Genomic DNA, 19,294 nt, shown 5'->3' with positions numbered 1-19,294 from the left:
CTTCTGATTTCGTCGCGCCTGAAGATCTTTGGCCGCGATGTCGCTATCGTCCCGGACGCATCGGATGTTACGTCGTAACAGACGAGGACGATGCATGCCTAGAACGAAACAACTCTTTACCATTCCTTACAGCGCCTCGGCGGATCGAAGCATAGCTTGGTGAATGATCGAACAAGTCTCACGAGGGCTTGGAGGGATTCACCATGAAGGCATCGACTCTGCTCGCGCAGGGCGCGCTGATCGCACTGGCGAGCACCTCGGCGATGAGTCAGGCTCAACCGCCACCAGCCGCTTCGGATTTCCATGTCAGCACGAAGGCCACGATGGCCACACCGCAGAACAATGCACGAAGCCGGGATGCGACGCCGCCGGCGCCGCGCGGCGATTTGCGCGGCGACATCGCGAGCAACGTGCGCACACGCCCGGAGCCGGACCGCGAATCACGCTCGCAGCATCATTGAGGCGGCATGCGCGCCGCGACGCTCGCTTTTGCGCGGAACCACTCGGGCGCGCGCAAGTCACATCCTATGCCATGAACACAGCGTGGCAGCAGTGAGATCCGGTATGCCCGTGTCCTTCGCGATACGGGCTCTTTTTTTGGACCACTGCATTTGAGGCCTGCGCCGCCTTGACGCTTCGGACCGGCATCCTGCGGCGATGAATCCCCCTCGACCCATACGCCGATCGGTCTGCCTGCAGTTCGTCGACTGCGAGGACCTGCCGGACGGTCCTAGACCCTCGCTTCCAGAATCGTTTCCTGACCGCCGAACGTATAGGGCTCGGCACGTCGCAGATCCCAGTCGCTGGACCGTTCGTCGCGCGACAGCCTCGAGAATTCGTTCTTGCCGCGTTCGGTGACCACCGCGATATCGACCGGCGCATGAAATCCCGGCGCAGGTGCCACGGTGCGCTGACGGGCGAGTTCGAGAAGCCCGAGGGCGCGCAAGAGATCGAAAACATTCGGGCGTTTCGCCCAGGGAACCTGACGATACTGCGCTCGGCGAAGTGCTTCGAGTACGGCTTCGTTGGAATACGTGGTCATCTCGTTCTTTCTTCCTGTGCAGCCATGACGACGCTCGTGACGGTCGCAAACCTGTCCGCGACGTCGACTAAACGCGGCGCGCCGAATTTCGTCTGCGAAGCGAGAAAGATGACTCGCAGCCGAATGTTTGGCCGCCGCTTGCGTTAGGTGCTGCTTTCTATTACAAGCCCCCGTTGAGAGCGCGCTGATCACGCGCTTTACTGCGACACCGCCGATGCGCTCCGAAACGCGCAATGACGGTCCGATTTGTCCTTAAACCAATACGTTACCCCAATCAAATTGGTTCTATTCACTTTATTGCTGCTTTTTTTTGCATTATTTGCGCTATGGCGACGCCGACGCGCGCAGATTGCGATCGTGACGGCCGTTCTCGTGTGGGCGTTCGGCGCGGGCTGGCTCGCGACGCCGCTGCTCGATCTCGCCCAGAGCGGCTACCGGCACACGGTCGCGCCCGCGTTCGGTCCCAGGACGACGATCGTCCTGATGGGGGGCGGAACCGATCGCCGCGGCACGGGACTCGTTCCGAAGTCCGACTCGATGCAGCGCATCGCCGCCACGGCGGCGCTTTACCGGCAGTGCCGCGAAGCCGGCGCATCATGCAAGGTGATTCTGAGCGGCGGTGATCCGCAGCGTCACGGCCAGGCCGAAGCCGACAATTACGCACCTTACGTGCTCGCTCGGGGCGTCGAGCCGGGCGATCTGGTGCGCGAGAACAAGAGCCTCAATACTTATCAGAACGCGCGCAATGTGGCCGTCATTCTGGGCCCCGCACATGACAGCCGTTTGATCGTCGTCACATCTGCGTATCATATGCGGCGTTCGCTGCGCGCCTTCGAGGCTTTCGGTTACGCCCCGGAACCGTACGTTTCCGACGTGCGGCGTAATCACGCCACGCTCTTTCCGCGCTTCAGAAGCTTCGAGAACAGTGAACTCGCGGCGCATGAGCTCGTGGGGCTCGCCCGCTTCGAGGTCTATCGCTGGCTGCATCTGTATTGAAACTCCTCTGCCGGCCTTGCCGCCCGGGCTCGTTCAACAGTTCGGATTGCTCAGTACTAGAAAATAATTCGATACATCGATATGATCTCTCGCGGGCACGCACGGCCGATCCGGAGCGACGTCCGACACACCGCTGCCCGATTCCGAGCTTATGATGCGAAGTGTCCGACCGTCAGAAGCGTTCGGTTCGCTTGCCGACCACGCTATTGCGGATGACGGCGCGCGAGGCAGCGGGAGCAATTCTTGCTTGCAACTGAGCGTCTTTCCACCGGATCGGACAGGCGATTCCCGGGTTCAACTGCTATTAGGAGGTAACAATGAAGAAAGTGTCCCTGGCTGTTCTATTGTCCCTCAGCGCGGTCGCTTCGGGCGCCTACGCGCAGAGCGATCAAGGCGTGACGATGAGCACCGATCCCGCCAAGATTGCTGACATCGAATCGCGCGCGCAAAACTTGCAATCGCAACAGGACAACATGCAAAACATGCACTCGCAGGCGCCGTCCCACAAATCGATGCATCACAAGAAGTCTCACAGCAAGCCAATGTCCAGCTCGAGCCAGTAATTTCCGGCCTTCGACTGACAGGCACGGGGCCATTCACGCCGCCTTTGACCAGCCGGTCGCGTCAAAGGCGGCGCGGAGCGTTTTATGTTTTTCTGGCGCGTCATGGGCGCGTCATGGGCGCGTCGCACGATGCTCCACCCAATCGCCGCTCTCGATCCGCGGCAAGCCCGCGACGGAAGCCGCCGCGACCGGATAGATCAGGCAATCGACCCGATCCTTCCGCCCCTCTACTTCCACCTCGATGTGGAGCCGGTGCGACTGGAAAAGTCCTTCCACGCCGGGATATACGTGCTCGATCTCGTCGAGCACGGGCACCAGCGCGTCCTCGATGCGGTAGACATCGCCCCGGATCGGACCACCCTCTTCATCGATCACGAGCCCGGGATACGTGCCGAAGTCGAATAACCGACCGTGCACGTGCGCCATGCCGATCCACTGCGGCGCCGCAACCCCGTGGCGCTCGGCCGCGCGGTTGATGTCGTTGACTTCACCCGCGCGCAGCGTGCCGTAGACGAAAACGTGTTGCATCGAGGAAAGCGCTCCTGTCGCTCGGAAAAGTGGATCGGTGAATTATGCGCCGCGCAAAATTGCTTGCGGCGCGCGGCGCAAGCCTCCGCCGCAGGGCCTGGCGGCGCCGCAAGACGCGCTTTCGGCTAACATCGGCAGATGCCCATGTTTGTCGAAACGAGATCGTCGAATGAGGAAGTCGAGCATCTCGACATTCCCGTCGAACATTCGCCGACGCTCGATCATCCGATTCGCGTCCGTTCGCGGCCTGTTCCCTATGGCGTGCGCATCGCACTGCACACGCATCCGTGGGCACAGGTCGCGTACACGTCGCGCGGTGTGCTGCGCGTCGCGACCGTCGATTCGACGTGGATGGTGCCGCCCTCGCGCGCGATCTGGGTGCCGCCCAATGTCACGCATGAAGTCGTGATCGTAGAGGACGCCTATCTGCGCACGCTGTATGTCGATGCGAGCGTCGTGCCGGCCGGCCTCGGCGCGTGCAGGGTCGTCGAGGTGTCGCCGCTCTTGCGCGAAGTCATCGCCGCGCTCGACGAGGAACCGCTCTCGCGAGACCGCGAGCGGCTGCTCGGCACGCTCGCGCTCGATGAAATCATCCGTTCCCAGCCGCTCCCGCTCTCCGTGCCGATGCCCAACGAAAAGCGCCTGCGCGCCTTGTGCAATGCCGTACTGGCCGACCCGTCGCATTCGGACCTGGAGCGCTGGTCGTCGGAAGCGGGCGCGAGCACGCGCACGATCGCCCGGCTCTTCAGGCGCGAGCTCGGTGTGAGTTTTTCGCAATGGCGTCAGCAAGCGGTGCTCGCGCGCGCGATTCCCTTACTGAGCCAGGGCCGTCCGCTCGCGCAAGTCGCGCGCGAACTGGGATATCAAAGTCAAAGCGCATTTTCCGCGATGTTCCGTCGCGCGTTCGGCGAAAGCCCGCGCGCCTTCTTCGCACGCGACAACGGCGACAGCCGCGATGACCGAAGCGGACGCGATCTGGACAGCGTGTAGACCGACCCGGCTCAGACGCGCCGCACCATGTGACGGATCGCGCCGAGCTGGGCGAGACGCGGTCCCGCCGGGCGGTAACCCAGACGCACGTAGAGCCGCGCGGCCGGATTATCGACGAACACTCTCAACTGACATTCGGCAAGTCCGCGTGCCCGCGCCCAGCGGTGTGCGGTGTTGAGCAGGAAGGTGCCTGCGCCCCGTCCGCGATAGCCCTGGGCGATCTGAACGTCGCGGATGTGCAGCGAATCGTCTTCCTCCGTGACGCGCATCACGCCGATCGGCATGCCATCCGCCTGCAGGATGAAATTTTCGGATTCGCGCCAGCTGGAAAGAAAGAGATCGCCACGCCACACGAGGTTGTGGCGCCGATAATAGCCGACCATGTTGTCGTGCGTGAGCGCTTCGGCGAAGGCGAAATCCGCCATGGTCGCCTGGCGCAGTTGATAGAGCGAAAGGTCTTCGGTCGGGTCGAGCATCGCACGAGTGCTGGGCACGGGAACAAGTGCCTAAACACTAAGACAGTGCGCGCAGGCTGGCAATGGACATTACTACCGTCGAAGCCGATTCGAATTGGGTCCGAAAGAGAATGCGCCCCAGCGGGCAAAAAAAATCCAGCCCGAAAGCTGGATTTTTTCAAACAACGATTTGGCGGAGCGGACGGGACTCGAACCCGCGACCCCCGGCGTGACAGGCCGGTATTCTAACCAACTGAACTACCGCTCCACTTCTTTGCATCGATTCGCCTTGTCGTCAGCGAATCTCGCAGCGCTTATTACTAGCAGCCGCCGATATTCTGGCGTCCCCTAGGGGATTCGAACCCCTGTACTCACCGTGAAAGGGTGATGTCCTAGGCCTCTAGACGAAGGGGACTTCAACTTCTTGCAACCCTGCGGCGAAAAAAAACCGGCTCTCATTAGCCGGAGTGTTCATGCTCGCAAATGCTGGCGGAGCGGACGGGGCTCGAACCCGCGACCCCCGGCGTGACAGGCCGGTATTCTAACCAACTGAACTACCGCTCCACTTCTTTTCATCGATTCGCCTCGGTCACCGACGAATCTTGCAGCGCTTTTCTAGCAGCCGCCGATGTTCTGGCGTCCCCTAGGGGATTCGAACCCCTGTACTCACCGTGAAAGGGTGATGTCCTAGGCCTCTAGACGAAGGGGACAGAAACTTGGTGAATCTGTCTTTACCACCTCTTCGCTCATCTGCTTGACGCCGATCAAGCGAAGACCAAAATTCTATACAACTTTGCGTTACTTGTGAAGTATTTTTTGCGACTCCCGGAGATTCGGAGAACAACATTCGCACTACTTCAACTGTTCTTTGGTGGAGGTAAGCGGGATCGAACCGCTGACCTCTTGCATGCCATGCAAGCGCTCTCCCAGCTGAGCTATACCCCCTTGCAGAACAGAAACGAGATTGTATAGGGCGTTTTTGGCGTTGTAAATACCTTCTGACGGCCGAACCCAAACTTTTTTGCCTCACCTGACGCTTTCATACGCAATGGATGACGCGCCGCCGCTTTCACGTGACGAAGCGGCGCGTCGTGCGTCGATGCCGCGCATTCAGCCAGCCGTCCGTTCGAGGCGCTTCAACACCGCATCGCGGCCGAACAGCATCAGCACGGCGTCGATGGAAGGCGTATGCGTCGTGCCCGCGACCAGCAGCCGCACAGGCATCGCGAGCTGCGGCATCTTGAGCTTGTGCGCGGTCAGCGTCGCCTTGAGTGCCGCCGCGATCGCCTCCTTGGTCCACTCGACGTTGGCAAGCGCCGCGCGCAGCTCGGCGATGGCCGGACGCACGGCATCGGTGATGTGCTGCTCGTATGCTTCGGGATCGATGACAGGCTCGCGGTAGAACATCGCGGCGTTGTCGGCGATATCCTTCACCGTCGATGCGCGATCCTTCAGCAGCGCGATCACCTGGTCGAGCGGCGCGCCGCCGTCGATCGCCGCGGCATCGATGCCCGCTTGCAGCAGGAACGGCTTCGCCAGCTCCGCGAGCCGGCCGTTGTCCGCTTCCTTGATGTAATGCGCGTTGAGCCAGTTGAGCTTGTCGTGGTCGTACTGCGCGGGCGACTTGCCGAGATGCTCGAGATCGAACCATTCGACGAACTGCTCGCGCGAGAAGATCTCGGCGTCGCCGTGCGACCAGCCGAGCCGCGCGAGATAGTTCACCACCGCCTCGGGCAGATAGCCGTTGTCGCGATAGCCCGTCACGCTCATCGCGCCGTGGCGCTTGCTCATCTTTTCGCCCTGCTCGTTCAGCACCGTCGGAAGGTGCGCGTACACCGGCACCTCGCCGCCCAGCGCGCGCAGGATGTTGATCTGACGCGGCGTGTTGTTCACGTGATCGTCGCCGCGAATCACGTGCGTGATCTTCATGTCGAGGTCGTCGACGACCACGCAGAAGTTATAGGTCGGCGTGCCGTCGGGGCGTGCGATCACGAGGTCGTCGAGCTCCTCGTTCGAGATCTCGACGTGGCCCTTCACGGCGTCGTCCCAGGCAACCGTGCCCGTCAACGGATTGCGAAAGCGCACGACGGGCTTCACGCCTTCCGGAATCGGCGGCAGCACCTTGCCCGGCTCGGGACGCCACGTGCCGTCGTAGCGCGGCTTAAGCCCGGCGGCGCGCTGGCGCTCGCGCAGCGCGTCGAGCTCTTCGGTCGACATGTAGCAGTGGTACGCGAGGCCCTTCTCCAGCATCTGCGCGACCACCTCGCGATAGCGGTCCATGCGCTGCATCTGATAGAACGGGCCTTCGTCGAAATCGAGTCCGAGCCACGCCATGCCTTCGAGAATCGCATCGACCGACGCATCGGTGGAACGCTCGAGATCGGTGTCCTCGATGCGCAGCACGAAGGTTCCCTTCATCTTGCGCGCGAACGCCCACGGATAAAGCGCGGAGCGGATGTTACCGAGGTGGATGAAGCCGGTCGGGCTCGGAGCGAAGCGGGTACGGACTTGGGTGGTCATTGCTGTTTACTCGATGGATGGCGCTCGCGGCGATCGAGGCCGGAATGCGGTCTGGCGGGTCGGCGGCACGATGGACGCCGATGGCTTGCGCGATGAGCGCATGCTGCGCAGCCGCGCTCGAAGCCCGCTCAAAATGAGACGAAATTATACTCGCCGGCCGCTTTGTGTCGGCCGGCGCGCCTTTTGTTTTATGATGTGCGCGCCTTTCCCGATCCCCGAGCCGTCCGCGTGCGAAGCGCGCGCGCATGCACCGCCGGGGACTCGCTGCACCGCCGGAGCACACCTTGAATTCATCGTCACCCCGTCTTTCGCGCCGCGCGTTTTCGCTTGCGGCCGCATCGTCCGTTCTTGCCGCCTGTACGACCACGAGCGGCGGCGTTTCAGGCGAGAGCGCCGCCGGCACGCCGGGCGTCGCGCCGCCGTCGACCGATGCGCAGCGGCCGGTGCGCATCGGTCTTGCGCTCGGGGGCGGCGCCGCGCGCGGCTTCGCGCATATCGGCGTGATCAAGGCGCTGGAGGCGCGCAGCGTGCACATCGATCTCGTCGCCGGCACGAGCGCGGGCTCGGTGATCGCGGCGCTGTATGCGTCGGGCATGAGCGGCATCGCGATCAACAAGCTCGCGCTGACGATGGACGAAGCGTCCATCAGCGACTGGGCGATGCCTTTCCGCACGCGCGGCATCCTGCAAGGCGTCGCGCTGCAGAACTATTTGAACAAGACGCTCGACAACCGGCCCATCGAGAAGATGGCCAGGCCGCTCGGCATCGTCGCGACCGATCTGAAGAACGGCCAGCCCATCCTCTTTCAGCGCGGCAACACCGGCGTGGCGGTGCGCGCATCGTGCAGCGTGCCGTCGATTTTCGAGCCGGTAAAGATCGGCGACCACGAGTATGTCGACGGCGGCCTCGTGAGCCCGGTGCCGGCCGCGTTCGCGCACAGGATGGGCGCGGATTTCGTGATCGCGGTCGACATCTCGGCGCGCCCGGAAAGCGGACTCACGTCGAGCTCGTTCGACGTGCTGATGCAGACGTTCACGATCATGGGCCAGACGATCAAGGCTTACGAACTCGACAAGTACGCGAACGCGGTGATCCGCCCGAATCTCGCCGCGATGAGCAGCAGCGATTTCAGCCAGCGCAATGCGTCCATCCTCGCGGGCGAGGAAGCGGTCGCCAGGATGTGGCCGACGTTGCGGCGGCAGTTGCAGGAGAAAGGCGTGCGCGTCTGACCCTGCCCTCGCGGCAGGCACAAAGCAAAACGGCGGCTTCCTGCGAAGCCGCCGCTCATCAGCCGACGCAAACCGGAGATCAATAATCCGCGTCTTCGATCCACGCCGCCTGGATCGCCTCGAGGATCTTCTCGTTGGATTTTTGCGGATCGTCGTCGAATCCGTCCAGCTCAGTCACCCAGCGATGCAGGTCAGTGAAACGCACATATTGGGGATCGATATCCTGATGCGCGTCGGTGAGTGCCATCGCGATCTCCTGAGTATCTGTCCACTTCATGGGCGAAGCCTCCTGTCAGTGATTTTCTTTGGCGTGATTGATGGAGTACCGCGGGATCTCGACCACCAGATCCTCGTCGGCAGGCACCATTGCCTGACATGATAACCGCGATGTCGGTTCGAGACCCCACGCTTTGTCGAGCAGATCGTCCTCGTCCTCCTCGGACGGCTCGAGCGCGTTGAAGCCCTCCCGGATGATGACGTGACACGTCGTGCACGCGCACGACTTCTCGCAGGCGTGCTCGATCTCGATGCCGTGATCCAGCAGGTTGTCGCAGATGCTCTTGCCGACGTCGGCGTCGATCACCGCGCCGTCCGGACAAAGCTCCACGTGAGGCAGCACAACGATTTGAGGCATGGGGCTGGTTTTCCGTAAATGCTTGATTGTTCGATGATCAGACGTCGTCGAGCTTGCGGCCCGCGAGCGCGCGGCGAATGCTCTTGTTCATGCGGCGCGCGGCAAATTCGTCGGTGGCGGCGGCGAGCGCTTTCGTGGCGTCCTCGATCTGCTCCGGCGATTCGCCCCTGGCGACTTGCGCCAGCTCCGCTGCGAGCGTTTCGATTTGCGCGCGCTCTTCGTCGTCGAGCAGTTCGGCGTCCGCTTCGAGCGCGGCGTGCGTCGCTTCGATGAGGCGATCCGCTTCCACCTGCGCCTCGCGCAACGCACGCGCGCGCATGTCCGTTTCCGCGGTCTTGAAGCTTTCCTCGAGCATGCGGGCGACTTCGTCGTCGGCAAGGCCGTAGGACGGCTTCACCACCACCGATGCCTCCACGCCCGAAGCCTGCTCGCGCGCGAACACCGAGAGCAGCCCGTCCGCATCGACCTGATAGGTCACACGGATGCGCGCCGCGCCCGCCGCCATCGGCGGAATGCCGCGCAGCTCGAAGCGCGCGAGCGAGCGGCAGTCGGAGACGAGTTCGCGTTCACCCTGCACGACGTGGATCGCCATCGCGGTCTGGCCGTCCTTGAAGGTCGTGAATTCCTGCGCGCGCGCGGTCGGAATCGTCGAGTTGCGCGGGATGATCTTTTCCGTGAGGCCGCCCATCGTCTCGACGCCGAGCGAGAGCGGAATCACGTCGAGCAGCAGCCAGTCGTCGCCGTCGCCGCGGCGGTTGCCGGCGAGCAGATCGGCCTGAATCGCCGCGCCGAGCGCGACCACCTGATCCGGGTCGAGATTGACGAGCGGCGGCTGGCCGAAGAACGCTTCGACCGCGCGGCGGATCACCGGCATGCGCGTCGCGCCGCCGACCAGCACGACGCCCTTGATGTCTTTCGGCGCGACCTTCGCGTCGCGCAACGCCTTCTTCGTCGGGCCGAGCGTGCGGGCGACGAGCGCCTGCGTCAGCTCGGCGAATTGCGCTTCGGTCACGAGGACGTCGATCTCGCGGCCCGTCGAGAGCGTCGCTTGCACGCGCGTCTCGGGCGCGGACGACAGCGCTTCCTTCGCCGAGCGCACGCGGTCGAGCAGCAAACGCACGTCTTCCGGCGCTTCGATGACGGCGCCTGCCTGCGCCAGCACATGGCGATACAGCACATGATCGAAATCATCGCCGCCGAGCGCGGAATCGCCGCCGGCCGCGAGCACCTCGAACACGCCCTTCGTGAGCTTCAGGATCGACAGATCGAAGGTGCCGCCGCCCAGGTCGTAGACGGCATAGAGACCTTCGGCGGCGTTATCCAGACCATACGCGATCGCCGCCGCGGTCGGCTCGTTCAGCAGACGCAATACGTTCAGGCCCGCGAGCTTCGCCGCGTCCTTGGTCGCCTGGCGCTGCGCTTCGTCGAAATACGCGGGCACCGTGATCACCGCGCCGACGAGGTCCTCGCCGAGCGTGTCTTCGGCACGATATCGCAGCGTCGCGAGAATTTCCGCCGACACCTCGACCGGGCTCTTCACACCATCGATGGTGCGGATCTGCACCATGCCGGGCGCGTCGATGAAATCGTACGGCGCGTTCTCCGCACCCTCCACCTCACTCTTGCCGCGACCCATGAAGCGCTTGACCGAGACGATCGTGTTGCGCGGATCGACGACGGCTTCTTCCTTCGCGGTCCGGCCGATGCGCCGTGCGCCCTTCTCCAGGTAGCGGACGACCGACGGCAGCAGCACGTGGCCGTCCTCGTCGGGCAGCGCTTCGGGCACGCTGTTGCGCACGGCGGCCACGAGCGAATTCGTGGTGCCGAGATCGATGCCGACCGCCACGCGCCGCTGGTGCGGCGCCGGTGCCATGCCGGGTTCTGAGATTTGCAGTAAAGCCATCGTTGGTCTTATGGGGTTGTATGCGGCGAGCTCGCGCTTTTTCCTGCTCTTACGCGTGCTCTAGCCGCTCGATTTGCGCGCCGATTTCGGTCGCCACGCGCTCGATGAACATCAACTGGCGCACCGCCTCGCTCGCGGCCTGATCCGACTTGCTGTCGATCAGCGCCTCGAGCTTCGTGAAGCGCACGCGCTCTTCCTCGCGCAGCTCGTCGAGCAGCGCCTCCAGCGCGCCGAGGTTCTTCGCGCTCGCGGCATCCTCGATATTTTCGCGCCATTCCATCTGCTGCATCAGAAACGCCGGCTCCATCGCCGTGTTGTTCGCGGCGCCGACGTCGATGCCGCGCAGCGACAGCATGTAGCGCGCGCGCTTGAGCGGGTCTCGGAGCGTCTGATACGCCTCGTTCGCGCGCGTGGCCCATTGCATCGCGAGGCGGCGTTGCGCATCGCCGGCCGCGGCAAAGCGGTCCGGATGCACTTGCGCCTGCACGGTGCGATAGGCGTCGTCGAGTTTGTGCCGATCGACGGCGAACGTCGGCGGCAGATCGAAGAGATCGAAGTGACTGTCGGTAAGCGAGGCCATGACGATGTTGTGGTTTCAGGTTGCGCGAATGAAAAAGGCGGCCCGCGCCGCCTCTTTTGCCGATACCGCCGGCGTCACGCGTGTCAGACGCGGAACGATTCGCCGCAGCCGCACTCGTCCTTCGCATTCGGGTTGTTGAAGCGAAAGCCTTCGTTCAGCCCTTCGCGCGCGAAGTCCAGCTCGGTGCCGTCGAGATAAGGAAGACTCTTCGGATCGATCACGATCTTCACGCCCGCCGTCTCGAACACGGTGTCTTCGGGCGCGAGCTCATCGACGTATTCGAGCTTGTACGCCAGACCCGAACAGCCCGTCGTGCGCACGCCCAAGCGCAGGCCGACGCCCTTGCCGCGTCGCGCCAGATATTTCTGCACGTGTCGTGCTGCCTTCTCCGTCAACGTGATTGCCATAGTCTTCGCTTCTCTTCGCCTTGCCGTACTTCGCCGGCTCATCGGGCGCCATGCTCATGCATCGCGCCCGCTTTCGTCATTACGCTGCGTGCTGCTTCGCTTCCGCCGCTTGCGCTTCCGACGCCACGACGCCGTGACGCTGCTTGTAATCGGCGACCGCCGCCTTGATCGCGTCTTCCGCGAGGATCGAGCAGTGGATCTTCACCGGCGGCAGCGCCAGTTCTTCGGCGATCTGCGTATTCTTGATCGTGAGCGCCTGATCCAGCGTCTTGCCCTTGACCCACTCGGTGACGAGCGAGCTCGATGCGATCGCAGAACCGCAGCCGTAGGTCTTGAATTTCGCGTCCTCGATCACGCCGTCCGCGCCGACGCGGATCTGCAGCTTCATCACGTCGCCGCAGGCGGGCGCGCCGACCATGCCGGTGCCGACCGTGTCGTCGTCCTTCGCGAAGGAGCCGACGTTGCGCGGGTTTTCGTAGTGGTCCAGAACCTTGTCGCTATAAGCCATGATTCAAACTCTCCAGATATTCAGTGTCGCGTAGCCGGTGTGCCCGTGCGCCTCAGTGCTTCGTACTTAGTGCGCGGCCCACTGGATGGTCGAGATGTCGATGCCGTCCTTGTGCATTTCCCAGAGCGGCGACAGATCGCGCAGCTTCGCGATCTTGCTCTTCAGCAGGTTGATCACATAGTCGACGTCCTGCTCGGTGGTAAAGCGGCCGACCGTGAAGCGGATCGAGCTGTGCGCCAGTTCGTCGTTGCGGCCGAGCGCCCGCAGCACGTAAGACGGCTCGAGCGACGCCGACGTGCACGCCGAACCCGACGACACCGCCACATCCTTTACCGCCATGATCAGCGACTCGCCTTCGACGAAGTTGAAGCTGATGTTGAGGTTGTGCGACACGCGCCGTTCCATGTCGCCGTTGACGTACACCTCTTCGATGTCCTGCAGGCCTTCCAGCAGCCGGTCGCGCAGCATGCGGATGCGCTCGTTCTCGGTCGCCATCTCTTCACGCGCGATGCGGAACGCCTCGCCCATGCCCACGATCTGATGCGTCGCGAGCGTGCCCGAACGCATGCCGCGCTCATGACCGCCGCCATGCATCTGCGCTTCGATGCGCACGCGCGGCTTGCGGCGCACGTACAGCGCGCCGATGCCCTTCGGGCCATACGTCTTGTGCGCCGAGAACGACATCAGGTCGACCTTCAGCTTCTGCAGGTCGATTTCGACCTTGCCGGTGGCCTGCGCCGCATCGACGTGGAAAATGATGCCCTTCTCGCGCGCGAGTTCGCCGATCGCCTCGATGTCCTGGATCACGCCGATCTCGTTGTTCACGTGCATCACGGAGATGAGTATCGTGTCCGGACGGATCGCCGCCTTGAGCTTCTCCAGATCGATGAGACCGTCGCTCTTCACGTCCAGATACGTGACGTCGAAGCCTTCGCGCTCGAGCTCGCGCATCGTGTCGAGCACGGCCTTGTGCTCGGTCTTCACCGTGATGAGGTGTTTGCCCTTGCTCTTGTAGAAATGCGCCGCGCCCTTGATGGCGAGGTTGTCCGACTCCGTCGCACCTGACGTCCAGATGATTTCGCGCGGATCGCAGTTCACGAGCGCCGCGACGTTCTCGCGCGCTTCCTCGACCGCGCGCTCCGCATCCCACCCGTACTGGTGGCTGCGCGAGGCCGGATTGCCGAACTGCTCGCGAAGATACGGGATCATCTTGTCCACCACGCGCGGATCGACGGGTGTCGTCGCGCTGTAGTCCATGTAAATGGGCAGGTGGGGAATATCGTTATTCATCAGTCGCTCCGGGAAAATCGGTCAAAGCTTCCAGCTGGGACGCCTTCCTTGCGCGCACGACTCGTGCCGCGCGGCGGCGCGTGTCATCCGGCCAGATTGAAAATGGAATTCGGCCCCTTGGGCACGACGCGCGCGGCCTCGACGCCAGCCGATTCGGCGCGCCGGTCGCGCAGCACCGCCGCCGAGCCTTCGCGTGCGCGCTGCTGGTCGACCAGATCCTTCAATGAGACGGAATCCAGATACTCGACCATCTTCTGATTGAGCGTCGCCCAGAGCTCGTGCGTCATGCAATGGCCGTCGTGCTGCTTGGTGCCTTCGCACGTGCCCTTGCCGCCGCATTGCGTGGCGTCGATCGGCTCGTCGACCGCGATGATGATGTCGGCGACCGTGACGTTCTCCGCGCGGCGCGCGAGGTTGTAGCCGCCGCCCGGTCCTCGGACCGACTCGACGATCTCATGGCGCCGCAGCTTGCCGAAGAGCTGTTCGAGGTAGGAAAGCGAGATGCGCTGGCGCTGACTGATGCCTGCCAGCGTCACCGGGCCCTGCTCCTGGCGCAACGCCAGGTCGATCATCGCCGTGACGGCGAAACGGCCTTTCGTGGTGAGTCTCATAATTGGGGCTACCGCTAATACTCGATGATTTTCGTCAAGTATAAATAGCCCACAGTTTTAGTCAAGTATCCCGGGCGAGATAAGTAGGCTTTTAACTCGCTTTTTTTTGCGATGCGTCCGCTATGCGGACAGACATCGCGTCAGGCCGACATCTGCGCGCGCAAGGCTTTCAGCAAGCCTTCGCAGGCATCCTCGCACTGATCGAGCACTTTTTCGAAGCCGTCCTCGCCGCCGAAGTAGGGATCGACCACGACGCGGCTGTCGTCGCGCGTGGCGAATTCCATCAGCAGACGAATCTTGTCGCGATGCTCGGGCGGACAGATCGCCGTGAGCGCGGCGGCGTTCGCGTCATCCATGACGATGAACAAGTCGAAGCGCGCGAAATCCGCGGCGGCGACCTGCCGCCCGCGCAGTTTCGACAGGTCGTAACCGCGCTTCTTCGCCGCTTTCTGCGCGCGCTCGTCGGGCGGCTCGCCGATATGCCAGTCGCCGGTGCCGGCGGAGTCCATCAGGATCCGATCGGCGAGTCTCGCGCGTTCGACGAGGTCGCGCATCACCGCTTCCGCGCTGGGCGAGCGGCAGATGTTGCCGAGACAGACGAAGCAGACCGCGATCGAGTTCATCTAAAGCAGGGAAAAGTCGTCGTGTCCGGCGACGTCGGGCAAGACAGCCGCCGGATGCGTCCCGGATTATACAAAGGGGCACGAGTTCTCGCCCAATCGGGGCTTTCCGGCCTGCGGAACGCCCTCACCGCTCATCTCGATGGATGTCATGCGTGATGAAGCGGGATTCGCCGTTGGGCATGTCCAGCCAATCGCGATGCGCGAGCGTGCGGCGGATGTCGCTCAGACCGCTTTCCCAGTGCTCCCGCATCGTCGAAAAGCCGAACTGATAGTCCTTGTAATGGCCTTCGTATTCCTTGTGCCGGTAAATCAGGTGAATGATGTTGTAGCGCTTCGAGCACGCTAGCTCCTCCGCGCGCCTGCACCATTCGTCGTTCTTGCGGATCTCCTCGGGCACGAGGTCGAGCACATGCTGAAGCACGTTCCGGGCGCGCTGGGCGCGTTGCATCTGATCGGTGACGAGTCGCGTGCGGCTCGAATACTGCACGTCCTTCATCCGTCCCATGACGTCGACGATGCTGTCCGGCACCGGCCCGCGCGCGCTCCAGAGATCGACCTGGAAGGCGAGCGTGTCCCGGCGCGGCGTTGCCTGCGCGATCTCGTAGAGCGGCGTGTTCGACATGAGGCCGCCGTCCCAGTAGAACTGGCCGTCGATCTCCACCGCGGCAAAGCCCGGCGGCAGCGCGCCTGACGCGATGAAGTGCTCCGCGCGCAACCGGATGTGCGTGTTGTCGAAATACGCGAAGTTGCCGGTCGCGACGTTCACCGCGCCGACCGAGACCCTCGTCTCGTTCGAATTGATGCGATCGAAGTCGCAAAGACGTTCAAGGGTCGCTTTGAGCGGCGCCGTGTCGTAATAGCTCGCGGTTCGCGGCGAAGTCGAGAGAATCGGCGACGGCGGCGGAAAGCGCGGTACGAAAAAGCCCTTCTGCCCCTCCACCAGCGCGCCGAACGCCTGCAGCGCCGTGAAAGCCTGGCGGATCTCGTCGGCCGAGTCGAACAGTGCGCGCTCGACGAACGCCGGCAGCGGAAAACCGTACGCCGGCTGGCAGATCGTCTCCCAGAACTCGAGCAAACGCGTGACGCGATGCTCGGGCGCATTGCCCGCGATGATCGCCGTGTTGAGCGCGCCGATCGAAATACCGGCAATCCAGTTCGGATGGATCCCCGCTTCGTGAAGCCCCTGGTAGACGCCTGCCTGATACGCGCCGAGCGCGCCGCCGCCCTGGAGCATCAGCGCGATCGTCTCGTAGGGCGGCAGGTCGATGCGCGCTTCCGTGCGCGCTTCCGGCGAGGCAATTCGCCCCGCCTCGCTGCGCGCGAGGGACGCAGACGCTTGCGCGTCCTTCTTTCGCTTCGGCGCGCGTTCCCGGCGTAGTACGTCGTCGTTTTCGATTTCCGACATCCCGCGTGTTCTCCCTTACTGCATGAACCAGCCGTGACTCACCACGAACGATTGCCCGGTCAACGCGGCCGTTTCGAACGTCGACAGGAAGAGCACGGTCTGCGCGACATCGTCGACGGTCGTGAACACGCCATCGACCGTACCGCCGAGCATCACGCGCTTGATGACTTCCTCCTCGCTGATCTTGAGCTCTTTCGCCTGCTCGGGAATCTGCTTGTCGACGAGCGGCGTGCGCACGAAACCCGGACAGACGACATGCGAGCGCACATTATGCTTGGCGCCTTCCTTCGCAAGCACGCGCGCGAGGCCGAGCAGGCCGTGCTTCGCCGTCACGTAAGCGGACTTCAGCGGCGAGGCCTCGTGCGAGTGCACCGAGCCCATGTAGATCACGATGCCGCCGCGATCGTCCTTGTACATGTGCCTGAGCGCCGCCTTCGTCGTGAGGAATGCGCCATCGACGTGGATGGCCATCATCTTTTTCCAGTCGGCGTACGCGTAGTTTTCGATCGGATTGACGATCTGTATGCCCGCGTTCGACACCAGGATATCCACTGACCCGAGCTCCGACGCCACGCGGTCGATGCCCTGATTCACCGCGTCCTCGTTCGTCACGTCCATCGCGACGCCGATGGCCTTGCCGCCCTTGGCGCGGATTTCCTCGGCAACCGCGTCCGCGCCCGCCTGATTCAGGTCGGCGATGGCAACCGCCGCGCCCGCGCCGGCGAGCGTGAACGCGATCGCGCGGCCGATCCCGCTCGCCGCGCCGGTCACGACCGCGGTCTTGCCGTCGAGCTTACCGTTTGATGACATGCGAACCTCCAATCCAGTTGATGAGTGGCATGGGGTGAATGACAACATCCGTCGGCACGGCTATCAAGCTGGCCGTTCGGCATAGGAAAACTCGTGCGGAATATCGGAACGCCTAGGCCATCCGGCCGACTGTTCACGAACCTCCGGGAGCGGTTATTGTGCATGAAGGACGCGATGCGCAGCAGCGAAGGCCGCGCACCGTGCAATCGCATCGGGTGGCCTCGGCTACAATGGACGCCCTTCGCGCACGTCCCATCGCGCCTTGCGCACGTTTCCATTCCTGCTTTTCATGCCCGTCGCGGGCCTCTCGCCATGCTCAGTTATCGTCACGCCTTTCATGCGGGCAATCACGCCGATGTGCTGAAACACGCGATCGTCGTCCAGATGCTTCGCTATCTCGGCCTGAAGGACAAATCGTATTGGTACATCGACACGCACGCCGGCGCCGGGGTCTACTCGCTCACCGAAGGCTTCGCGACCAAGAATGCGGAGTTCGAGACGGGTGTCGGACGGCTCTGGGATCGCGACGATCTGCCGCCGCTGCTCGCGGACTATGTCGAAGAAGTGAAGGCGTTGAATCCCGAGGGCGATCTGCGCTTCTACCCCGGCTCGCCCTATCTCGCCTGGCGCGCGATGCGCGAGCAGGATCGCATGCGGCTGTTCGAGCTGCACAGCACGGAAATCGACGTGCTGCGCCACAATTTTCGCGATGCCGGCCGGCGCGCAGTGATCCACGACGGCGACGGTTTCGACGGCATCAAGGCGATTCTTCCGCCGCCGCCGCGTCGCGCACTTGTGCTGATCGACCCGTCCTACGAGGACAAGCGCGATTACGCGCGCACGCTCACATGCCTCGAGGAATGTCTCAAGCGTTTCGCAACCGGAACCTATGCGGTCTGGTATCCGCTCGTCACTCGCATGGAGTCGCAACGTTTCGCCGATCAGTTGAAGGCCATTCAGCCGAACGGCTGGCTGCATACGGCTCTGACCGTGAAAAAGCCGCCCACGGACGGCTTCGGCCTGTTCGGAAGCGGCATGTTCGTGCTGAATCCGCCGTACACGCTGGCCAAGGAACTGAAGGAGTCACTGCCCTATCTCGTCGACGCGCTCGGCGAAGACGGCAATGCTTCGTTCAAACTGGAACATCGGGCGGCCTGAGCTCGCCCGGAGATCAGGGATAAGGCGCGCGCGTGACTCTCGGCCGTTTGCCACCCGGCTGTACGGGCACGCTGCCCTGCCCGGCCGGAAACTCGACATAGGGCGCGACGACGATCGGCGGCTCTGCCTGCTGCGGGAACTCGGGCAAGGTCGCCATCGGCACCATGCCGGGTCCGCCAAGCGGCCCGCTCTGGAGTACGGTACCGCCCACGCCGCTGTGAATGCCGGATTGCGTATCGAGCACGAGGGGTTCGCCTCCCGGCCTGGCGAGCGCCACTTCGATGCAGCACAAACCCATGGCGAGTGCGACGCCAAGACGCGCTGCCGTTCGAGCAACGCGTTCGTCGGGGCGGAAATGCGTCGTGTCTTCGATGTGGCCTCGCATCGTTCGCTCTTTAATGTAGACGAAACCTCTTTACCTTACCCCGGTGGCAAGCTTTAGGCTAGGCGCTCCTGCTCGGAACAGTTCCGCAACCGCCCCTTTTTCAAGGAGATACGATGAAATCAACAAGAATCGCGCTTGCCATCCTCACCGCCTTCTGCAGCGCAAGTGTGATCGCGCAGACCGCGTCGCCCGCAAGCGACGCCATGTCCGGCATGAACATGGAGCAGCACGCGCCGAAGCCGACGGACGTGTCCTCGACCGCGGCATATCAGGCCGCAGATCAGAAGATGATGTCGGGCATGTCGAGCGTCGAGTACACGGGAGATGCCGATCGCGATTTCGTCTCGCACATGATTCCGCACCATCAGGGCGCGGTGGAAATGGCGAAGGTCGAACTGAAATACGGCAAGGACGCGAAACTGCGCAAGCTCGCCAAGGACGTCGTCGCGGCGCAGGAAAAGGAAATCGCGTTCATGAAGCAATGGCTGGAGCAGCATCCGCGCAAGCAGTGACGCGAACCGCGCCTCGCGCGGCTCGACACGCACGAGGCAAAAACAAAAGCCCCGCAATGCGGGGCTTTTCAGACTGCTGACAAAGCCCTGGCTCTGCCCAGGGCTTTGTTCTTTAATAGAGGTCATGCTTAAGAAGCCGACACCC

The 19,294-nt window shown here is 63.2% G+C and carries 23 protein-coding genes and 5 tRNA genes; 7 read left to right on the top strand and 21 right to left on the bottom strand.

Annotated features, from left to right (window positions below; all coding sequences use genetic code 11):
• Positions 1-203: 203 nt before the first annotated feature.
• Positions 204-461, top strand: a complete 258-nt coding sequence (locus AWB83_RS33460; protein WP_087049886.1) for a hypothetical protein — start codon at positions 204-206, stop codon at positions 459-461.
• 269 nt (positions 462-730) lie between these two features.
• Here the strand turns inward: AWB83_RS33460 and AWB83_RS33455 are convergent, their stop codons facing one another.
• Positions 731-1,042 carry a hypothetical protein gene (locus AWB83_RS33455; protein ID WP_087049885.1) on the bottom strand — a complete coding sequence of 104 codons (312 nt, stop codon included), beginning with the start codon at positions 1,040-1,042 and terminating at the stop codon, positions 731-733.
• Between the two features lie 357 nt (positions 1,043-1,399).
• Between AWB83_RS33455 and AWB83_RS33450 the strand changes: the two genes are divergently transcribed.
• Together AWB83_RS33450 and AWB83_RS33445 are read left to right on the top strand one after the other, a co-directional pair.
• Positions 1,400-2,038, top strand: a complete 639-nt coding sequence (locus tag AWB83_RS33450; protein WP_244197972.1) for a YdcF family protein — start codon at positions 1,400-1,402, stop codon at positions 2,036-2,038.
• A 317-nt stretch (positions 2,039-2,355) separates the two neighbouring features.
• The gene (locus AWB83_RS33445) at positions 2,356-2,601 is read left to right on the top strand and encodes a hypothetical protein (protein WP_087049883.1); all 246 of its coding nucleotides are present in this window, start codon (positions 2,356-2,358) and stop codon (positions 2,599-2,601) included.
• Between the two features lie 111 nt (positions 2,602-2,712).
• On the opposite strand, the gene AWB83_RS33440 is transcribed toward AWB83_RS33445, so the two are convergent.
• Entirely contained in the window at positions 2,713-3,129 is a 417-nt protein-coding gene (locus AWB83_RS33440; protein WP_087049882.1) for a gamma-glutamylcyclotransferase family protein, read from the bottom strand.
• A gap of 138 nt (positions 3,130-3,267) precedes the next feature.
• Here AWB83_RS33440 and AWB83_RS33435 point away from each other — a divergent pair, with 138 nt between their 5' ends.
• Positions 3,268-4,119, top strand: a complete 852-nt coding sequence (locus tag AWB83_RS33435; RefSeq protein WP_087049881.1) for an AraC family transcriptional regulator — start codon at positions 3,268-3,270, stop codon at positions 4,117-4,119.
• Between the two features lie 11 nt (positions 4,120-4,130).
• Here AWB83_RS33435 and AWB83_RS33430 read toward each other — a convergent pair whose 3' ends face one another.
• The 7 genes from AWB83_RS33430 to gltX all read right to left on the bottom strand — a co-directional run bounded on the left by AWB83_RS33430 (position 4,131) and on the right by gltX (position 7,094).
• Complete coding sequence (locus tag AWB83_RS33430; protein WP_244197971.1) at positions 4,131-4,613, bottom strand: GNAT family N-acetyltransferase; 483 nt, start codon at positions 4,611-4,613, stop codon at positions 4,131-4,133.
• A gap of 152 nt (positions 4,614-4,765) precedes the next feature.
• Positions 4,766-4,842: transfer RNA gene (locus tag AWB83_RS33425), tRNA-Asp, on the bottom strand.
• Positions 4,843-4,913: 71 nt separating this feature from the next.
• Positions 4,914-4,989 (bottom strand) — tRNA-Glu (locus AWB83_RS33420).
• Positions 4,990-5,061: 72 nt separating this feature from the next.
• Positions 5,062-5,138: transfer RNA gene (locus AWB83_RS33415), tRNA-Asp, on the bottom strand.
• Between the two features lie 70 nt (positions 5,139-5,208).
• Positions 5,209-5,284, bottom strand: a tRNA-Glu gene (locus tag AWB83_RS33410).
• Positions 5,285-5,443: 159 nt separating this feature from the next.
• Positions 5,444-5,519, bottom strand: a tRNA-Ala gene (locus AWB83_RS33405).
• A gap of 165 nt (positions 5,520-5,684) precedes the next feature.
• Complete coding sequence (gltX, locus tag AWB83_RS33400; protein ID WP_087049879.1) at positions 5,685-7,094, bottom strand: glutamate--tRNA ligase; 1,410 nt, start codon at positions 7,092-7,094, stop codon at positions 5,685-5,687.
• A gap of 245 nt (positions 7,095-7,339) precedes the next feature.
• On the opposite strand from gltX, the gene AWB83_RS33395 reads away from it, so the two are divergent.
• Positions 7,340-8,323 (top strand): patatin-like phospholipase family protein, encoded by a 984-nt coding sequence (locus tag AWB83_RS33395; protein ID WP_087049878.1) that lies wholly within the window; start codon positions 7,340-7,342, stop codon positions 8,321-8,323.
• A 79-nt stretch (positions 8,324-8,402) separates the two neighbouring features.
• Here AWB83_RS33395 and iscX read toward each other — a convergent pair whose 3' ends face one another.
• The 11 genes from iscX to AWB83_RS33340 form a co-directional block, all read right to left on the bottom strand.
• Entirely contained in the window at positions 8,403-8,600 is a 198-nt protein-coding gene (gene iscX, locus AWB83_RS33390) for a Fe-S cluster assembly protein IscX (protein ID WP_014191712.1), read from the bottom strand.
• Between the two features lie 15 nt (positions 8,601-8,615).
• Entirely contained in the window at positions 8,616-8,957 is a 342-nt protein-coding gene (gene fdx, locus AWB83_RS33385; protein ID WP_006998729.1) for an ISC system 2Fe-2S type ferredoxin, read from the bottom strand.
• Between the two features lie 37 nt (positions 8,958-8,994).
• A complete protein-coding gene (gene hscA, locus AWB83_RS33380; RefSeq protein WP_087049877.1) occupies positions 8,995-10,860 on the bottom strand; it encodes a Fe-S protein assembly chaperone HscA in 1,866 nt (621 codons plus the stop codon).
• A 49-nt stretch (positions 10,861-10,909) separates the two neighbouring features.
• Positions 10,910-11,440 carry a Fe-S protein assembly co-chaperone HscB gene (gene hscB / locus AWB83_RS33375; RefSeq protein WP_087049876.1) on the bottom strand — a complete coding sequence of 177 codons (531 nt, stop codon included), beginning with the start codon at positions 11,438-11,440 and terminating at the stop codon, positions 10,910-10,912.
• Positions 11,441-11,523: 83 nt separating this feature from the next.
• Complete coding sequence (gene iscA, locus AWB83_RS33370) at positions 11,524-11,847, bottom strand: iron-sulfur cluster assembly protein IscA (protein ID WP_087049875.1); 324 nt, start codon at positions 11,845-11,847, stop codon at positions 11,524-11,526.
• Positions 11,848-11,926: 79 nt separating this feature from the next.
• Positions 11,927-12,355: a Fe-S cluster assembly scaffold IscU gene (gene iscU, locus AWB83_RS33365; RefSeq protein WP_087049874.1), complete on the bottom strand. Its 429-nt coding sequence runs from the start codon at positions 12,353-12,355 to the stop codon at positions 11,927-11,929.
• A 66-nt stretch (positions 12,356-12,421) separates the two neighbouring features.
• Positions 12,422-13,645 (bottom strand): IscS subfamily cysteine desulfurase, encoded by a 1,224-nt coding sequence (locus AWB83_RS33360; RefSeq protein WP_087049873.1) that lies wholly within the window; start codon positions 13,643-13,645, stop codon positions 12,422-12,424.
• Positions 13,646-13,728: 83 nt separating this feature from the next.
• On the bottom strand, positions 13,729-14,256 hold the full coding sequence (gene iscR / locus AWB83_RS33355) for a Fe-S cluster assembly transcriptional regulator IscR (RefSeq protein WP_087049872.1): 528 nt from the start codon (positions 14,254-14,256) through the stop codon (positions 13,729-13,731).
• A gap of 140 nt (positions 14,257-14,396) precedes the next feature.
• A complete protein-coding gene (locus AWB83_RS33350) occupies positions 14,397-14,879 on the bottom strand; it encodes a low molecular weight protein-tyrosine-phosphatase (RefSeq protein ID WP_087049871.1) in 483 nt (160 codons plus the stop codon).
• A 124-nt stretch (positions 14,880-15,003) separates the two neighbouring features.
• Positions 15,004-16,284 carry a DUF3734 domain-containing protein gene (locus AWB83_RS33345; RefSeq protein WP_096059410.1) on the bottom strand — a complete coding sequence of 427 codons (1,281 nt, stop codon included), beginning with the start codon at positions 16,282-16,284 and terminating at the stop codon, positions 15,004-15,006.
• 15 nt (positions 16,285-16,299) lie between these two features.
• Positions 16,300-17,094 (bottom strand): 3-hydroxybutyrate dehydrogenase, encoded by a 795-nt coding sequence (locus AWB83_RS33340; protein WP_087049870.1) that lies wholly within the window; start codon positions 17,092-17,094, stop codon positions 16,300-16,302.
• Between the two features lie 312 nt (positions 17,095-17,406).
• Between AWB83_RS33340 and AWB83_RS33335 the strand changes: the two genes are divergently transcribed.
• Positions 17,407-18,252 carry a 23S rRNA (adenine(2030)-N(6))-methyltransferase RlmJ gene (locus AWB83_RS33335; protein ID WP_087049869.1) on the top strand — a complete coding sequence of 282 codons (846 nt, stop codon included), beginning with the start codon at positions 17,407-17,409 and terminating at the stop codon, positions 18,250-18,252.
• A 13-nt stretch (positions 18,253-18,265) separates the two neighbouring features.
• On the opposite strand, the gene AWB83_RS33330 is transcribed toward AWB83_RS33335, so the two are convergent.
• A complete protein-coding gene (locus AWB83_RS33330; RefSeq protein ID WP_087049868.1) occupies positions 18,266-18,637 on the bottom strand; it encodes a hypothetical protein in 372 nt (123 codons plus the stop codon).
• Between the two features lie 113 nt (positions 18,638-18,750).
• Here AWB83_RS33330 and copM point away from each other — a divergent pair, with 113 nt between their 5' ends.
• Positions 18,751-19,149, top strand: coding sequence for a CopM family metallochaperone (copM, locus tag AWB83_RS33325; RefSeq protein ID WP_087049867.1), 399 nt, complete (start codon positions 18,751-18,753; stop codon positions 19,147-19,149).
• Positions 19,150-19,294: the final 145 nt, after the last annotated feature.

Source organism: Caballeronia ptereochthonis, from assembly GCF_001545075.1.
In the GTDB taxonomy this organism is placed as follows: Bacteria; Pseudomonadota; Gammaproteobacteria; order Burkholderiales; family Burkholderiaceae; genus Caballeronia; species Caballeronia ptereochthonis.
The sequence above is the reverse complement of the archived record's forward strand: the minus strand, read 5'-3'. Positions and strand labels throughout refer to the sequence as shown.

Excerpts from the sequence above, each read along its gene's own strand:
- AWB83_RS33440 (WP_087049882.1), bottom strand. The coding sequence starts at position 3,129 with ATGCAACACGTTTTCGTCTACGGCACGCTGCGCGCGGGTGAAGTCAAC.
- AWB83_RS33445 (WP_087049883.1), top strand. The coding sequence starts at position 2,356 with ATGAAGAAAGTGTCCCTGGCTGTTCTATTGTCCCTCAGCGCGGTCGCT.
- copM (WP_087049867.1), top strand. The coding sequence starts at position 18,751 with ATGAAATCAACAAGAATCGCGCTTGCCATCCTCACCGCCTTCTGCAGC.
- iscU (WP_087049874.1), bottom strand. The coding sequence starts at position 12,355 with ATGGCTTATAGCGACAAGGTTCTGGACCACTACGAAAACCCGCGCAAC.
- AWB83_RS33435 (WP_087049881.1), top strand. The coding sequence starts at position 3,268 with ATGCCCATGTTTGTCGAAACGAGATCGTCGAATGAGGAAGTCGAGCAT.
- hscA (WP_087049877.1), bottom strand. The coding sequence starts at position 10,860 with ATGGCTTTACTGCAAATCTCAGAACCCGGCATGGCACCGGCGCCGCAC.
- iscR (WP_087049872.1), bottom strand. The coding sequence starts at position 14,256 with ATGAGACTCACCACGAAAGGCCGTTTCGCCGTCACGGCGATGATCGAC.
- iscA (WP_087049875.1), bottom strand. The coding sequence starts at position 11,847 with ATGGCAATCACGTTGACGGAGAAGGCAGCACGACACGTGCAGAAATAT.
- AWB83_RS33350 (WP_087049871.1), bottom strand. The coding sequence starts at position 14,879 with ATGAACTCGATCGCGGTCTGCTTCGTCTGTCTCGGCAACATCTGCCGC.
- AWB83_RS33345 (WP_096059410.1), bottom strand. The coding sequence starts at position 16,284 with ATGTCGGAAATCGAAAACGACGACGTACTACGCCGGGAACGCGCGCCG.
- AWB83_RS33360 (WP_087049873.1), bottom strand. The coding sequence starts at position 13,645 with ATGAATAACGATATTCCCCACCTGCCCATTTACATGGACTACAGCGCG.
- hscB (WP_087049876.1), bottom strand. The coding sequence starts at position 11,440 with ATGGCCTCGCTTACCGACAGTCACTTCGATCTCTTCGATCTGCCGCCG.
- AWB83_RS33330 (WP_087049868.1), bottom strand. The coding sequence starts at position 18,637 with ATGCGAGGCCACATCGAAGACACGACGCATTTCCGCCCCGACGAACGC.
- AWB83_RS33460 (WP_087049886.1), top strand. The coding sequence starts at position 204 with ATGAAGGCATCGACTCTGCTCGCGCAGGGCGCGCTGATCGCACTGGCG.
- AWB83_RS33335 (WP_087049869.1), top strand. The coding sequence starts at position 17,407 with ATGCTCAGTTATCGTCACGCCTTTCATGCGGGCAATCACGCCGATGTG.
- AWB83_RS33340 (WP_087049870.1), bottom strand. The coding sequence starts at position 17,094 with ATGTCATCAAACGGTAAGCTCGACGGCAAGACCGCGGTCGTGACCGGC.
- AWB83_RS33395 (WP_087049878.1), top strand. The coding sequence starts at position 7,340 with ATGCACCGCCGGGGACTCGCTGCACCGCCGGAGCACACCTTGAATTCA.
- iscX (WP_014191712.1), bottom strand. The coding sequence starts at position 8,600 with ATGAAGTGGACAGATACTCAGGAGATCGCGATGGCACTCACCGACGCG.
- fdx (WP_006998729.1), bottom strand. The coding sequence starts at position 8,957 with ATGCCTCAAATCGTTGTGCTGCCTCACGTGGAGCTTTGTCCGGACGGC.
- AWB83_RS33455 (WP_087049885.1), bottom strand. The coding sequence starts at position 1,042 with ATGACCACGTATTCCAACGAAGCCGTACTCGAAGCACTTCGCCGAGCG.
- gltX (WP_087049879.1), bottom strand. The coding sequence starts at position 7,094 with ATGACCACCCAAGTCCGTACCCGCTTCGCTCCGAGCCCGACCGGCTTC.